Consider the following 14,538-nt stretch of genomic DNA (forward strand, 5'->3'; position numbering starts at 1 on the left):
CGGACGCTCAGCGCGTCGCCAGCTCGAACCACACCACCTTGCCGCCCGAGAGCCGCGTCGCGCCCCACCGCCGGGCCAGCCGGTTCACCAGGAACAGACCGCGGCCGCCCTCGTCGGTATCCCGCGCCCGCCGCTGCCGGGGCAGCTGCGGCGAGTCGTCGCCGACCTCGCAGCGCAGCACGTCCGTGCGCAGCAGCCGCAGCGTCACCGGCCGCTCCGCGTACCGCACGGCGTTCGTCACGACCTCGCTGACGAGCAGCTCCACCGAGTCCGTGAGCTCCTCCAGGTCCCAGCGGGCCAGCGCCCGCCGGGCCAGCCGGCGGGCCCGGCCCGGCGCCGCGTCCTCCGGCTCCAGGAACCAGTACGCCACGTCGCTCGGCGCGATGCCGTCGAAGCGGGCCGCGAGCAGCGCGATGTCGTCGTCCCGGTCGCCCGGGCCGAGCATGTCGAGCACGTCGTCGCACAGCGCCTCCAGCGGAGGCGCGTGGTCCGGGCCGGTGAGCTGGGCCGTCGCCGCGAGCCGCTCCCGCAGCTGCTCTATCCCGGTCCACACGTCCCGCAGCCGGGACTCCACGAGACCGTCCGTGTAGAGCAGCAGAGTGGCCCCGGCCGGCGCGTCCAGCTCCACCGCCTCGAAGTCCACCCCGCCGACGCCGATCGGCGCGCCCGGCGGGACCCGGAGCACCTCGGCCCGGCCGCCCAGGTGCAGCAGTATCGGCGGCGGATGGCCCGCGTTGGCGATGGTGATCCGGTGCGACACCGGGTCGTACACCGCGTACATGCAGGTCGCCATGCGGTTCTCGCCGAGCCGCTGGGCCTGCTCGTCCAGGTGGTGCAGGACCTCCTGCGGCGGCAGGTCGAGCCCGGCCAGGGTCTGCGCGGTGGTGCGCAGCTGGCCCATGATCGCCGCCGAGGTCATGGAGTGGCCCATGACGTCGCCGACGACGAGCGCGACCCGGCTGCCGGGCAGCGGGATGGCGTCGTACCAGTCGCCGCCGACCCGGGCCGTCTCCGCCGCCGGCAGGTAGCGGGAGGCCAGCCGGACGCCGGTCGGCTGCGGCAGCGAGTCGGGCAGCATGGTGCGCTGCAGCTCGTCCGCGATGTACGCCTCGCGGCCGTAGAGCACCGCCTTGTCGATGCCGAGGGCGGTGTGGGTCGCCAACTGGGCCGCGACGAGCAGGTCGTTCGGCTCGAACGCGGCCCGCTCCGGGCGGCGCAGGAACACGGCCGCGCCGATCACCCGGCGCCGCCCCCGCAGCGGCGCGAGTATCGCCCGGTGCCCGGCGGGCAGCGGATGGTCCGGGCCGAGCAGCTCCGGCAGCGCGGCGCGGGCGGCGGCGGAGTCGCCGGGCACCGGCCGCACCCCGCGCAGCACCTCGGCGAGCGCGCCGCCCGAACGGACCTCGCACAGCTCGGCCGCTGGCGTCGGATCCGGATCGGGTACGAGGACGAGCTCCTCGCCCTCCAGGTCCGTTAACCGCAGCCGGTCGGTGCGGCGCAGCCGCAGCACGAAGGGCTCGGCCGGGCGCTCGTCGCCGACCGGCAGCGGGTCGCGCAGATAGACCAGGATCGCGTCGGAGAACGTCGGCACGGTCGCCCGGCACAGGCCGAGGACGATCTCGTCGAGGTCGAGGCCGCGTGCGATGCGCCGGGTCGCGGCGCCCACGAACCGCAGCCGCTCGCCCTCGCGGCGCGCCGCCGCGGTGTCGGGGCTGCCGGCGGCGCCGGGCTTGTCGCCGTGCCCGCCGGGCGCCGGCGCGGGCACCGCGACGGCCGCCGCGGCCGCCGGTTCCTGGCGGGGGCGAGTGCGTTCCTGCGGTCGCGCGGCCATCGCCTTGCGGCCTTCGTGGGAGGTGGGATGCTCCGTCACGACTGGGATTCCGTCCGTCCGGGCCGGTGGTGCGTTGCACGCGCTCTCATCGCCGATGCCGCGCCTTCGGCAGGGCTAAACCCCCCGGGCGCGGTGGATGCGGGGGAGGGGGGGAAGGCACCCGCGCACGGCTCCGACACTGCTCTCCCCCTCATGAGACGCTCCTGGGTGACTGATGGTCAGGCCCGGTCGCGGGCTTGGTCTCTGACGTGCTGTCCGATCCGTCGGGCGCTGGTCCCGGTGCTGGTCCAGGTGCTTGCGGAGGACGATCCTACGGTTGCACCCCGGGGGCCCAGCAAGGGTCTCATGAGCCGGTGTGCGCCGGGGTGCGATCCCAGTCGGCCGGCAGTTCGGGTACGGGCCAGGCCGGGTCGGGCCGCCAGTCCTCCCAGCCGGCCGAGAACGGCGCCCCCCAGGCCCGGACCAGCTCCAGGGCCGCCTGGCCCGCCGCCGAGACCCGGGCGGCCTGCCGGGCGTCCATCAGGCCGGCCCGCTGCGCCTGGGCGAACTCGTCCTCGTCCCGCCACTTCCAGCTGTGGTCCGGGTAGACGGAGAGGTCGAGGAAGTGGTCCTCGGAGTCGACGCCGCCGTCCCAGCGGGCGCGGGGCTCCTCCAGGTTCACGTACCAGCTGCGGAACCGCCAGCCCCGCTCCCAGAACAGCCACACCGACCACGGGTCGCCCGGCGCGGCCAGCTTGAGGACGCCGGTGCCGTGCCAGTGCGAGCGCGTGGTGGTGCGCGGCGCGGTGTAGCGGGTGGCCAGCGGTTCCTCGTGCACGGGGGTGCCGTCGGCCAGGACCGGTTTGACCAGCTCGGTGCCGGGGGCCATCCAGACCGCGAGGAGCTCCGGGGTGTCCTGGACGACGGTCACCGGGCGGCAGATGTGCACGTCGCCGGTGCCGTTGTCGCGGTAGCGCCAGAGGATGTGATCCCCCGGCGCCCAGTGCGGGGAGCGGCCGGATCCTGTCATGCGCAGATCTTAGGGGCGGGTCCCCGGCGGCGCTGCGGCGAAGGTCACGGATCGGTCAGGGGCACGGCAAGGATCGGTCAGGGGCGGGTCATGCGCAGGACGTCGAGCGCTTCGTCGAGCTGTTCGAGGGTGAGGTCGCCCCGCTCGACGTACCCGGAGTCCAGGACGACCTCCCGGATCGTCCTGCGCTCGGCCAGCGACCTCTTGGCGACCTTGGCGGCCTCCTCGTAGCCGATGTACTTGTTCAGCGGGGTCACGACGGACGGCGAGGACTCGGCGTACTCGCGGGCCCGCTCGGCGTTGGCGGTGATCCCGTCGACCGTGCGGTCGGCGAGCAGGCGGGCCGCGTTGGCCAGAAGCCGCACGGACTCCAGCAGGTTCTTGGCCATGACCGGCAGCATCACGTTGAGCTCGAAGTTCCCGGCCGCGCCGGCCACGGCCACCGTGGTGTCGTTTCCGGTCACCTGGGCGGCGACCATCAGGACCGCCTCGGGGATCACCGGGTTCACCTTGCCCGGCATGATCGACGAGCCCGGCTGGAGGTCGGGCAGGTTGATCTCGGCGAGGCCGGTGCGGGGGCCGCTGGACATCCAGCGCAGATCGTTGGCGATCTTCGTGAGCGACACGGCGATGGTCCTGAGCTGCCCGGACGTCTCGACCAGGCCGTCGCGGGCGCCCTGCGCCTCGAAGTGGTCGCGGGCCTCGGTGAGCGGCAGGCCGGTGGCGCGGGCGACCTCGGCGATGACGGCGGCGGAGAAGCCGGGCGGGGTGTTGATGCCGGTGCCGACGGCGGTGCCGCCCAGGGGTAGTTCGGCGAGCCGGGGCAGTGAGGCGCGCAGCCGTTCGATCCCGTACCTGACCTGGGCCGCGTAACCGCCGAACTCCTGCCCGAGGGTGACCGGTGTGGCGTCCATCAGATGCGTACGGCCCGATTTCACGACGCTCGCGAATTCGGCTGATTTCCGCTCCAGGGAGACGGCCAGACGGTCGAGTGCCGGGATCAGGTCGTGGGTGACGGCGGCGGTCGCGGCGATGTGGATGGAGGACGGGAAGACGTCGTTGGACGACTGGGAGGCGTTCACGTGGTCGTTGGGGTGGACGTCCCGGCCGAGCCGCTCGGTGGCGAGGGTGGCGAGCACCTCGTTGGTGTTCATGTTGGAGGAGGTGCCGGAGCCGGTCTGGAAGACGTCCACCGGGAAGTGCTCGTCCCAGCGGCCCTCCGCGACCTCCGCCGCGGCGTCCTGCACGGCCCGCGCGACGTCCGCGTCGAGCACGCCGAGCTCGGCGTTCACCTTGGCGGCGGCGGCCTTGATGCGGGCCAGGGCCTCGATGTGGGCGCGCTCCAGGCGCTGCCCGCTGACGGGGAAGTTCTCCACCGCGCGCTGGGTCTGGGCGCGCCACTTGGCGTGGGCCGGGACGCGGACCTCGCCCATGGAGTCGTGCTCGATGCGGTAGCCGTCTTCGTTGCTCATGGTTCGTCAACCTCCTACAAAAGTTGAGCACTTGTCTCGTTCGACGTATTCCCAAGGCGCTTACCGGCCAGCAAAAACCGTGGGTAACCCCACTTCCAGGAGGCGCAATGAGGCGCACCAGGTACAGACTCCGCTGGCCGATCGCCGCTCTCGCCGCAGCCGCGGCGGCCCTCGGCAGCATGACGGCCGCGGCCCCCGCGGGCGCGGCCGACACGAGCACCGCGGCCGGAATCACCTCCGTACCGCTCTCTCCCGAGCTGGAGGCGATCCGCGCCGCGGAGGCCACCAAGATCTACGGAAGCCCCGAGGAACGCCCGTTCGCCCAGCGCAGGACGGGGCTCATCTCGCTGGGCGACAGCGAGATCTCCGGCGAGGGCGTCGGGAACTACGAGTCGCCCACCAACGGCCCCGACAACTGGTGCCACCGCTCGCCCGACTCCGCCATCCACCGCACCGGGATCCCCGCGGACCTCACGTTCAACGTGGCCTGCTCCGGCGCGTACACCGGCAACATCCGGATCGGCGGCGCGAAGCAGTACGCCGACGAGCTCGTCCAGAGCGACAACCTGGCCATCAAGGCGCGCAACACCCGCATCAAGATGGTGCTGCTCGTCGCCGGTGCCAACGACGACCTCCAGTTCGGCCCCGTGATGACCGACTGCGTGGAGCGCTTCCTGCTCTCCCAGGGCCCCTGTGAGCCCAAGTACGCCCCCGGCTGGCAGTCCCGTGTCGACGCGCTCGTGCCCAAGGTCGAGCAGACCGTGCGCGACCTGCGGACCGTGATGCAGGGCGCCGGCTACGCCGACGGCGACTACAAGCTCGTCGTCATGGGCTACCCGAGCCCCATCGGCCCGGACTTCTACGACAACCCGGACTTCCCCGGCAAGCTGGCCTGCGGCGGCGAGGGCTACGACTCCGACACCAAGTGGGGCCGCAACAGCGCCGTGCCCGCCTTCGAGCGCGGCATGCGGCAGGCGGCGGCCGACACCGGGGCCGTCTTCCTCGACAACTCGCGGCTCTTCAACGGCCACGAGGTCTGCATGGAGGACACCTGGGCCCGCGGCCTCTACATCGACCTGTCCAAGCCCGGCACTCCGGACGAGAACTCGGTCCGCCAGTCCTTCCACCCCAACTACCGCGGCCACGGCGCCTTCGCGTCCTGCCTGACCCAGATCTACAACGCGAACGTGCGCGAGGCGGGCTGCGCCGACGTCGACTCCTCCGGTACGCCGACGCTCTTCCCGCTCGCCTGGGACGACGTCTACAAGCCGCTGAAGAACGCCGCCACCGGCAACTGTCTCGACGTCAGCGGATCCGAGTCGGCGAACAACACCGCCGTCCTCGGCTGGGACTGCCACGGCGGCCGCAACCAGAACTGGTGGTACGACCCCGCCCGCCGCAGCGTGCACACCCAGCTCACCCAGGACCGCTGCCTGGACGTGCCCGGTGCGAACTACGCGGCCGGCGCGGCGCTCATCATCTGGAACTGCCACGGCGGCGCGAACCAGAAGTTCGTCCGCGACGGCGACACCATCCGCCCGGCCTCCGCGACCGGCCTCTGCCTGACCCAGGGCGCGGCCAGGGAACCGGTCCGGCTGCAGAGCTGCAACGGCTCGGCGAACCAGCGGTTCGTCGCGTAACGGAGCTTCCTCACAGCGGCTTGACGGTGCTCCTGGCCAGTTCGTAGGCCGGGAGCATCGCCGTGTGCTCCTCGGCGTCGAGCCCGCCGAGGTGGACGACGACCGTGCCCTTCGGCGTCTCGACGGCGAACGCCCGCTCCGGCTTGGTCTCGTCGAGGGCCTCGCTGTGCACCGTGTACGTGACCTCGACGGCGGCCAGCGAACCGGCCCGGACGTCCCTGTACGCGGCGCCCTTCACCCCCGTCTCCGCCTTCACGAAGGCTTCGAGCACCGTGCGGGCAGGATCCTTCGCCGCGCTCTTCGGGGCGGTCCACACCCGCAGATAGCCGATGTTCCCGGCCGGCTTGGCGTCCACCTCGCAGCGCGCGACGGCCGGGCCCTGCCGGGTGAGCGCCGCGAACTCGGGGTTCTCCGGGTCCTTGACCGCGTTCGGCGCCCATCCCTGGGCGAGGGTGAAGGACACGGGCAGCGCACAGGCCGTCCCGGGGCCGCCGAGCGAGCCGGCGGGGACGGCGGCGGCGGCCTTCGGCGCGGCGGCCGAGGGCTTGGCCGGGGCGGCGGCGGGCGGGGCGGGCGGCGCGGCCGGTTCCTGCTGCGTGCCGCACGCGGTCAGCAGCCCCGCCGCGAGCAGGGCGAGGGCGGCCGGGACCGTCGTACGGAGGGGAGCTCTTTCTGGCATGCGCCCATCATCCCCCGAGCGGGTGCGAGCGCCCGCGGGGCGTCGGACAATCGGAAGCGGTGCTCGGGGAGATCCGCCACCACAGGAGGCAGGACATGTTCCGACGCTTCAGGAGGACGGGCGCGCTCGGCGCCTGCGCGGTCGCGGCCGCCGCCTTCGCCGGGGCCGCCGCCGTCCCGGCATATGCCCACGACGACGGCGGGAAGACCTACGACTTCACCCTCTACGCCAAGGAAGTCCCCGGCCCCAACTCCCAGGAGAGCGGCCCGCCGCCCAAGGTCGGCCAGGTTCTGACCTTCGCGGACGACCTCTACAAGACCAAGGGTGGCGAGAAGGTCGGCCGGGACGGCGTGATCTGCGGAGTGATCCGGGTCTCCGGGGACTCCGCCGACGTGACCTGCGTCGGCACCATCGTCCTGAACGGCGGGCCGGGCGGACAGCTCGCCGCCCAGGCCCTGACCCACTTCGACACGTCGAACGAGACGCCCGCCGCCTTCGACATCGCGATCACCGGCGGCACGGGCGACTTCAAGTCCGCGCACGGTTACGTCCGTTCGACGCCCGACGGGGACTACAACCGGATGGACTTCCACATCACCTCGTAAGAGGCCCTACGACAGCTTGCCGCCGTAGTCCGGCAGCTTGAACGTCCGCTCGGCGTGGCCGCCGACCAGGTCGGTCGTGTTGTTGCCGATGTTCGCGACGATCGTGTAGCCCCTGGCCTCGATCTCCGCGCGCTTGGCCGTCTTGTACGTGCTGACCTCGGCGAACAGGTCGGGCAGCGAGCGCACGTACAGACCGTCCACCGGGTAGCCGGCCTGCTTCAGGTTCCAGTCCGTCAGGGAGTGGATGATGCCGGGCCGGGCGGTGACGAAGAAGACGGCCACGCCGCGCTCGTGCGCGTCCCGCACGAGCGCGCGGACCTCCGGGATGGCCGGGGTCGGCAGCTCCCAGAACGGGTGGAAGTCCGTCTCCAGCGAGGAGTTGTCGATGTCGAGGACGATGGCCTGCTTCTCGCCGTCGGAGTTTTCGGCCCGCTCCTCGATGTACGGGCGGGCCTGGTCGACGACCGCGGCCACGTCATGGCGCCAGGTCGTGTAGTCGACGCCCTGGATCGCGGCGCTCGACGTGTGGTGGGTGTCCGGGTCGGCGGCCGAGGCGGCGGGCGCCGGGCCGACGAGCAGGACGGCGGTCAGGCCGAGGGCGGCGGCGGCCTTGGCCTTGGTGGCGGAGGAGGGCATGGGGGGCTCCCGAGGGGTCTACCGGCTCAGTGGTTGACATGCTCGCGACCCATACTGGCCAGTAGGTAACGGGAGGGCTACCGGTCGGTAGCGACTTTCTGATCAGAAGATCACCGCCGCCCGCCCTCGCCCTCCCGCCACCCGCCGCACCCCGGTGTCACCCCCGCGGACCCCGGGGCCCTGCGGGCGGCCGGCCCGGAGGGGGCCACCCCTCGCGTCACTCCCCGCGCTCGAACCGCAGATAGCGCTCGACCGACCGGGACAGGACCTCCTCGGCGCCGGTCGTGATGACCCGGTCCCACCAGGCGCCGTAGAGCCGGTCGAAGCGGAAGCCGGCCAGCACGTCGGCGGCGAGACGGACCTTCTGCGGCTGCTCCGGTACGTGGTTGGGGAAGCTGTACATGATGCTCACCCAGCGCAGGTCCGGACCGACGTTGATCACGTCACCGGTGAACAGCGCCCCGTCGCCCGCGCTCCAGTGCAGCACCGCGCTGCCCGGGAAGTGCACGCCCGGGTTGATCAGCGTCAGCTCGTCCGTCAGCTGCATGCTCCGCCCGCTCCAGAACCGCACCGCCGGGTCCGGCCGGCCCACCCACTCACGGTCCGCCTCGTGCAGGTGGACCGGCGCGTCGAAGGCGTGCGCCCACTCGACCATCGCCGAGTAGAAGTGCGGGTGGCTGATCGCGATGTGGTCGATGCCGCCCAGCTCCTCGACGCGGCGCACCATCTCGTCGTCCAGGTACGGCACACAGTCCCACAGCACGTTCCCGGCGGAGGTGCGCAGCAGCAGGGCGCGCTGGCCGATCGAGAACTCGGGCGAGACGCCGATGCCGGTCACACCCGGCCCCTGCTCCTCGAACCGTCCGCCGTGCCCCTCGGCCTGTAGCTCCTTCAGCGACGTCCACCGCTGCCCGCTCCGGGGCACGTACTGCCGCTCGTCCAGGCAGACCGGACAGTCGGTGCGTGATTCGGCGTACTGGGTGCCGCAGCCGCGGCAGATGGGGTACGTCATGAGTTCCTCCTTCGTCAGGTCCTGCGCGTCAGTCACGGGTGCCGCCGGTCAGCTCGGTGAGGACGTGCGGGCGGCTCGGGCGCCAGCCGAGGTCCTCGAAGGACCGGCGCGCCGACACCACCTGGTGCAGCGCGAGCGCCTCCGCGAACGGCGCCCCGAGCACCTCCGCGGCCTGCTCCTGCGGCCACGACTCGGCCCGGCCGGTGCCGCCCGCCGCGAGGTCCGCGGCCGCCGCGAGCGCGGCCACCGGCACCGCCTCGTCCGCGACGCCGTGCAGCACGGCGCCCGCCCCGGCCTTGGCCAGCGCCAGCACGTACAGCTCGGCGAGGTCGTCCACGTGCACCATCGGCCAGCGGGTCGCCGCCGAGCCCACGTACCGGCCCGTGCCGTGCTCCCTGGCCCAGCCGGTCATCAGCGCCGGGATGCCGCCGCCCTGGCCGTACACGATGCCGGGGCGCACCACGAGCGCCCGGACGCCGTCCCCGGCGGCGTCGAGCACCCGCCGCTCGATCCGCGGCCGGTAGCCCACCATGGCGATCGGGTCGGTCGCGGCCTCCTCGTCCGCCGGGGCGTCCCCGGTGGCGCCGAGCACCCACACGCCGCTGGTGTAGACGAACGCCCGGCCCGTGCCCCGCAGCGGCGCGAGCAGCGCGTCGACCGCGGCGGCGTCCACCGCCTCGTCACCGGTCGGCGGCGCCAGGTTCACCACCGCGTCCACGTCGTCCGTCACCGCCGCCCGCAGCGACTCCGGATCGGTGAGATCACCCACCCTCACCGGGGCGTCGGGTGCGAGCGCGAGGGCGTCGCGCACCAGCGGGACCACGTCGTGGCCCTCAAGGGTCAGCCGCGCCACCACCGCGGAACCGATGTAACCGGTGGCTCCCAGGACCAGGACCTTCATGACGACTCCCGTGGCTCGGACTCCCGCTGACCGCCCACCGGTCAACGGGAGAAACGTAGGAGCTGAGCCCGTACCGGCGGATCTGTCAGATGACGGGGTTGCCGGCCCCGAAGTGCCGTAGCCGGTCCCGCGGCATGCCTTACCCGAGGCCGGCGAGCCCGCCGAGGCCGCCGAGCGCGGCCCGCGAGGTCACGCCTAGCTTCGGATAGGCGTTGGAGAGGTGGTAGCCGACCGTACGCGGGCTGAGGAACAGCCTCGCGCCGATCTCCCGGTTGCTCAGGCCCGTCGCCGCGAGCCGCACCACCTGGAGCTCCTGCGCGGTCAGCCGGCCCACCAGGTCCGGCCCGGCGGCCGCCGGCGCCGGAGCCGCGCCGAGGGCCCGCAGCTCCGCGCGGGCCCGGTCCGCCCAGGCCCGCGCCTGCGTCCGCTCGAACGCCTGCAGCGCCCCCGTCAGCGCCTCACGGGCGTCGGCCCGGCGCTTCTCCCGCCGCAGCCACTCCCCGTACAGCAGCCGGGTGCGCGCCTCCTCGAACGGCCGCTCGCCCGCGCCGTGGGCTTCGAGCGCCCACCCGAACAACCGCTCCGTCGCCCCCTCGGGCGCGAGCAGCGCCCGGCAGCGCAGCTCCACGGCCCGCGCCCACGGCGTCCCGGTCGCGATCGCCCAGCGGCTGAACCGCAGCTGCGCCGCGCGGGCTTCCTCGGCCCGGCCGAGCCGCACCGCCGCCTCCACCCGGTCGGGCAGGCTGTGCACGGCGACCATCAGGTGCCGGTGCGGCCCGTCGGTGAGCGCCGCGAACCGCCGCAGCGCGGCCTCGTAGCGCCCGAGCCCGAGATCGAGCAGACCCTGCGCCCGCAGCCGCAGGACCGGGACCGGCGCGACACCGGCGAAGAGCCCGCGCTCGGGATCCGTCCCGCCGGCCTCCTCCCCGTCGAGCGCGGCGAGCACCTCCAGCTCGGACCGGAGCAGCCCGGCCAGATGGCGCTGGCCCGTGTCCCGGGCGATCTCCAGGCCCTCGACCGCCGTCGTGTACGCGTCCCGGTGCCGCCCCAGGAACAGCCGGCAGCGCGCGAGCCGCAGCAGCACCCGCGGCAGCACCCCGACCGCGCCCTCCGCACGGCACTCCTGCTCGAGCGCCACCGCCTCGTCGTGCACCGCCCCGTACTCGCCGAGCAGCATGTTCCAGCCGTGCAGCCGCACCTGCTGGGCCAGCCCACGCTCGCGCCGCGTCCGGTTCACGTACGCCGCGAACTCCCGGATCGCCGAAGCGCCCATGACGTCGCCCGCCATCGCGCCCAGCACCCCGCTCGCGCCCCGGTGCACCGGACAGTCGCCGAAGTCCAGACCGGCAAGCCGCTCCCGGGTGTCCCGGGCCGCCGCGGCCGCGTCCGGCGCGTCCCACGCCATCGCGGCCGACTCGAACAACAGCCACGCGCCCGTGTCCGGCTGAACCGGCGTCACCTCCCGGGCCGCCTCGACGAGCAGCAGCCGCGCCGGCTCCGCGCGGCCCCGGCCGTGCTCCAGGGCCGCCCGGATGCTGGCCAGCCGGGCGACCGCGGCCGGATCGCCCACCGGACCCGCCTCGTCGGCGAGCGCGGCCGCGAACTCCACCTGCCCGGCCTCCGCGGCCGCGGCCGCCGCCGCGACCAGCCGACGGGAACGGGGCTCCTGGCCGTCGGTCAGCTGCGCGGCCCGCCGGTACGCGGCCGCGACCGCCGCCCGGCCGCCCCGCGCGCGGAACAGCTCGGCGCTGCGCTCGAGTTCGGCGGCGACCCGCTCGTCGTAGCCGACCGTGGCCGCGGCCAGATGCCAGGCCCGGCGCCCCACGTCCCCGCCCGCCGGCGCCGCGTCCGCGAGCGCCCGGTGCGCGGCCGTCCGCTCCGCGAGCAGCGCGCCCTGGTAGGCGGCGGCCCGCACCAGCGGATGCCGGAAGGCGAACCGGTGCCCGCTCACCCGCACCAGATCCGCCGCCTCCGCCGGGCCCAGGTCCCCGGCGCCCGCCCCGAGCCGCCCGGCCGCCGCCAGCACGAGCGCCGGGTCACCGGTGTCGTCCGCCGCCGCGACCGTGAGCAGCGCGCGGGTCGGCGCGGGCAGCGCCCGTATCCGCTCGTCGAAGATCCGCCGCACCCGCCGCGACGCCGGCAGCACCGCGATCTCCCGCTCGTCCACCGGCTCACTGCCGTCCCGCTGGGCCGGCGTCAGCGCCCCGGCCAGCTCGACCAGCGCCAGCGGATTGCCCGCCGCGAGCCCCAGGACCCGGCCGCGGACCGCCGCGTGCAGCTCCGGCGCACGGCCGGCCAGCAGCGCCGTACCCTCCTCGTCGGAAAGCGGCCCCAACTGCAGCACCGGAAGCCCCGGATCACCGTCGAACAGGCCCTCCCGTACGGCGAACACGAGCGCCACCCGCGCCATGCCCAGCCGCCGGGCCGCGAAGAGCAGCGCATCCACCGTCTCCAGGTCCAGCCAGTGCGCGTCGTCGACGAGCACCACCACCGGCCGTTCCTCCGCCAGCTCCCCCAGCAGCCCGAGCGTGGCCGCCCCGACCAGGAACCGGTCCCCGGGCGCGGGCAGCCCCGCGGGCTCGACCGCGCCGCGCAGCGCCGCCTGCTGACGCCCCGACAGCCGCCGCGCCCGGTCGAGCGTCCCCCGCAGCAGCACCTGCAGCCCGGCGTACGGCAGCGCCGCCTCCGACTCGACCCCGGCGCACCGCAGCACCGTGCCCTCACTCGCGAGCACCCCGGCCCGTTCGAGCAGCGCCGTCTTCCCGGCCCCCGCCTCACCCCGCACCACCACGGCGCCGCCGCGGCCCTCCGCCGCCTCGGCGAGCAGCCGCTCAAGGAAGGCGAGTTCCCGCCCGCGCCCGCTCAGGCTCGCGTCGGCCATCGGTGTCCCCCTGTTCCCCGCTGTTCGTGCGGATCATCGTGCCATCAGGGGAATCAGAGGAATCAGGGGTCCGGGGATCCGGGGATCCGGGGAAAGCCGAACAGGCCCCCGGCGAGTGCCGGGGGCCTGTCACGGGTTCATACGGGCCGGAGGTCAGAGACCGGGGCCGCGCACCGGGATGTGCGTGAACGTCGGCTCCGGGGCCGGGTTCTGGAAGAAGTCGTTGCCCTTGTCGTCCACCACGATGAACGCCGGGAAGTCCTCGACCTCGATCTTCCAGACCGCCTCCATGCCGAGCTCCTCGTACTCGACGACCTCGACCTTCTTGATGCAGTCCTGCGCGAGACGCGCCGCCGGGCCGCCGATCGAGCCGAGGTAGAAGCCGCCGTGCGCGCCGCACGCGTCGGTGACCTGCTTGCTGCGGTTGCCCTTGGCCAGCATGACCTTGGAGCCGCCCGCCGCCTGGAACTGCTCGACGTAGCTGTCCATGCGGCCGGCCGTCGTCGGGCCGAAGGAGCCGGAGGCGTAGCCCTCGGGGGTCTTCGCGGGGCCCGCGTAGTAGACCGGGTGGTCCTTCAGGTACTGCGGCATCTCCTCGCCCGCGTCCAGCCGCTCCTTGATCTTGGCGTGCGCGATGTCGCGCGCCACGACCAGCGGGCCGGTCAGCGACAGGCGGGTCTTGACCGGGTACTTGGTCAGCTCGGCGAGGATCTCGTCCATCGGCTGGTTGAGGTCGATCTTCACGACCTCGCCCGCGTCCAGGTGGGAGTCCTCGGTCTCCGGCAGGAAGCGCGCCGGGTCGGTCTCCAGCTGCTCCAGGAAGACGCCCTCGGCGGTGATCTTGGCGACGGCCTGGCGGTCGGCCGAGCAGGAGACGGCGATCGCGACCGGTAGCGAGGCGCCGTGGCGGGGGAGGCGGACCACGCGCACGTCGTGGCAGAAGTACTTGCCGCCGAACTGGGCGCCGATGCCGATCTTCTGCGTCAGCTCGAAGACCTTCTCCTCCAGCTCCTTGTCGCGGAAGCCGTGGCCGGTCTCGGCGGAGCCCTCGGTCGGCAGCTCGTCCAGGTAGTGCGCGGAGGCGTACTTCGCGGTCTTCAGCGCGAACTCGGCGCTGGTGCCGCCGACGACGATGGCGAGGTGGTACGGCGGACAGGCGGCCGTGCCGAGCGAGCGGATCTTCTCCTCCAGGAACTTCATCATGCTCGCCTCGTTGAGGACGGCCTTCGTCTCCTGGTAGAGGAAGGACTTGTTGGCGGAGCCGCCGCCCTTGGCCATGAAGAGGAACTTGTACGCGCCGCCGTCGGTCGCGTACAGCTCGATCTGCGCGGGCAGGTTCGAGCCGGTGTTCTTCTCCTCCCACATGGTCACCGGGGCCATCTGCGAGTAGCGCAGGTTCAGCTTGGTGTAGGCGTCGTAGATGCCCTTGCTGAGGGCCTCCTCGTCGCGGCCCTGGGTGAGGACGTTCTGGCCGCGCTTGCCCATGACGATCGCGGTGCCGGTGTCCTGGCACATCGGCAGCACGCCGGCGGCGGCGATGTTCGCGTTCTTCAGGAGGTCGAGCGCGACGAACTTGTCGTTGCTCGACGCCTCCGGGTCGTCGATGATCTTCCGCAGCTGGGCCAGGTGGGCCGGGCGCAGGTAGTGCTGGATGTCGTGGATCGCCTCGGCGGCCAGCTGGCGCAGCGCCTCCGGCTCGACCTTGAGGAACGTACGGCCGTCGGCCTCGAAGGTGGAGACACCCTCGGAGGTCACCAGGCGGTAGGGCGTGGTGTCCTCTCCCACGGGGAGCAGATCGGAGTACGCGAACTCTGGCATGTCGACGGCCATTCCTCACTCGGCAGACAGCGGCGCCGCCTCCGTTGGCGGCGC

Annotated in this window: 11 protein-coding genes; 2 read left to right on the plus strand and 9 right to left on the minus strand. The window is 73.5% G+C overall.

Translation table 11 applies throughout. The annotated features are described in order from the left end of the window. Positions 1-7: 7 nt before the first annotated feature. The 3 genes from ACIRSU_RS25245 to ACIRSU_RS25255 form a co-directional block, all read right to left on the minus strand. Entirely contained in the window at positions 8-1,870 is a 1,863-nt protein-coding gene (locus ACIRSU_RS25245) for a SpoIIE family protein phosphatase (RefSeq protein ID WP_403796174.1), read from the minus strand. A 304-nt stretch (positions 1,871-2,174) separates the two neighbouring features. Further along, positions 2,175-2,840: a DUF402 domain-containing protein gene (locus ACIRSU_RS25250; protein WP_403796176.1), complete on the minus strand. Its 666-nt coding sequence runs from the start codon at positions 2,838-2,840 to the stop codon at positions 2,175-2,177. 77 nt (positions 2,841-2,917) lie between these two features. Continuing rightward, positions 2,918-4,312: a class II fumarate hydratase gene (locus ACIRSU_RS25255; RefSeq protein WP_403796179.1), complete on the minus strand. Its 1,395-nt coding sequence runs from the start codon at positions 4,310-4,312 to the stop codon at positions 2,918-2,920. 107 nt (positions 4,313-4,419) lie between these two features. Between ACIRSU_RS25255 and ACIRSU_RS25260 the strand changes: the two genes are divergently transcribed. Beyond that, complete coding sequence (locus ACIRSU_RS25260) at positions 4,420-5,952, plus strand: ricin-type beta-trefoil lectin domain protein (RefSeq protein ID WP_403796182.1); 1,533 nt, start codon at positions 4,420-4,422, stop codon at positions 5,950-5,952. 10 nt (positions 5,953-5,962) lie between these two features. Here ACIRSU_RS25260 and ACIRSU_RS25265 read toward each other — a convergent pair whose 3' ends face one another. Next, the gene (locus ACIRSU_RS25265) at positions 5,963-6,631 is read right to left on the minus strand and encodes a lipoprotein (protein ID WP_403796185.1); all 669 of its coding nucleotides are present in this window, start codon (positions 6,629-6,631) and stop codon (positions 5,963-5,965) included. Between the two features lie 95 nt (positions 6,632-6,726). Between ACIRSU_RS25265 and ACIRSU_RS25270 the strand changes: the two genes are divergently transcribed. Then, a complete protein-coding gene (locus ACIRSU_RS25270; RefSeq protein WP_403796187.1) occupies positions 6,727-7,236 on the plus strand; it encodes a hypothetical protein in 510 nt (169 codons plus the stop codon). 6 nt (positions 7,237-7,242) lie between these two features. Here ACIRSU_RS25270 and ACIRSU_RS25275 read toward each other — a convergent pair whose 3' ends face one another. The 5 genes from ACIRSU_RS25275 to ACIRSU_RS25295 form a co-directional block, all read right to left on the minus strand. Further along, positions 7,243-7,872 (minus strand): HAD family acid phosphatase, encoded by a 630-nt coding sequence (locus tag ACIRSU_RS25275; RefSeq protein WP_403796190.1) that lies wholly within the window; start codon positions 7,870-7,872, stop codon positions 7,243-7,245. Between the two features lie 217 nt (positions 7,873-8,089). Then, the gene (locus ACIRSU_RS25280; protein ID WP_403796193.1) at positions 8,090-8,884 is read right to left on the minus strand and encodes an MBL fold metallo-hydrolase; all 795 of its coding nucleotides are present in this window, start codon (positions 8,882-8,884) and stop codon (positions 8,090-8,092) included. Positions 8,885-8,912: 28 nt separating this feature from the next. Beyond that, positions 8,913-9,785, minus strand: a complete 873-nt coding sequence (locus ACIRSU_RS25285; protein WP_403796195.1) for an NAD-dependent epimerase/dehydratase family protein — start codon at positions 9,783-9,785, stop codon at positions 8,913-8,915. Positions 9,786-9,924: 139 nt separating this feature from the next. Then, positions 9,925-12,666: an AAA family ATPase gene (locus ACIRSU_RS25290; protein ID WP_403796197.1), complete on the minus strand. Its 2,742-nt coding sequence runs from the start codon at positions 12,664-12,666 to the stop codon at positions 9,925-9,927. A 153-nt stretch (positions 12,667-12,819) separates the two neighbouring features. Next, complete coding sequence (locus tag ACIRSU_RS25295; RefSeq protein WP_403796200.1) at positions 12,820-14,484, minus strand: fumarate hydratase; 1,665 nt, start codon at positions 14,482-14,484, stop codon at positions 12,820-12,822. Between the last annotated feature and the right edge of the window lie 54 nt (positions 14,485-14,538).

Source organism: Streptomyces sp. NPDC101160, from assembly GCF_044768205.1.
Lineage (GTDB): Bacteria > Actinomycetota > Actinomycetes > Streptomycetales > Streptomycetaceae > Streptomyces.

Excerpts from the sequence above, each read along its gene's own strand:
- ACIRSU_RS25250 (WP_403796176.1), bottom strand. The coding sequence starts at position 2,840 with ATGACAGGATCCGGCCGCTCCCCGCACTGGGCGCCGGGGGATCACATC.
- ACIRSU_RS25255 (WP_403796179.1), bottom strand. The coding sequence starts at position 4,312 with ATGAGCAACGAAGACGGCTACCGCATCGAGCACGACTCCATGGGCGAG.
- ACIRSU_RS25260 (WP_403796182.1), top strand. The coding sequence starts at position 4,420 with ATGAGGCGCACCAGGTACAGACTCCGCTGGCCGATCGCCGCTCTCGCC.
- ACIRSU_RS25265 (WP_403796185.1), bottom strand. The coding sequence starts at position 6,631 with ATGCCAGAAAGAGCTCCCCTCCGTACGACGGTCCCGGCCGCCCTCGCC.
- ACIRSU_RS25270 (WP_403796187.1), top strand. The coding sequence starts at position 6,727 with ATGTTCCGACGCTTCAGGAGGACGGGCGCGCTCGGCGCCTGCGCGGTC.
- ACIRSU_RS25275 (WP_403796190.1), bottom strand. The coding sequence starts at position 7,872 with ATGCCCTCCTCCGCCACCAAGGCCAAGGCCGCCGCCGCCCTCGGCCTG.
- ACIRSU_RS25280 (WP_403796193.1), bottom strand. The coding sequence starts at position 8,884 with ATGACGTACCCCATCTGCCGCGGCTGCGGCACCCAGTACGCCGAATCA.
- ACIRSU_RS25285 (WP_403796195.1), bottom strand. The coding sequence starts at position 9,785 with ATGAAGGTCCTGGTCCTGGGAGCCACCGGTTACATCGGTTCCGCGGTG.
- ACIRSU_RS25290 (WP_403796197.1), bottom strand. The coding sequence starts at position 12,666 with ATGGCCGACGCGAGCCTGAGCGGGCGCGGGCGGGAACTCGCCTTCCTT.
- ACIRSU_RS25295 (WP_403796200.1), bottom strand. The coding sequence starts at position 14,484 with ATGCCAGAGTTCGCGTACTCCGATCTGCTCCCCGTGGGAGAGGACACC.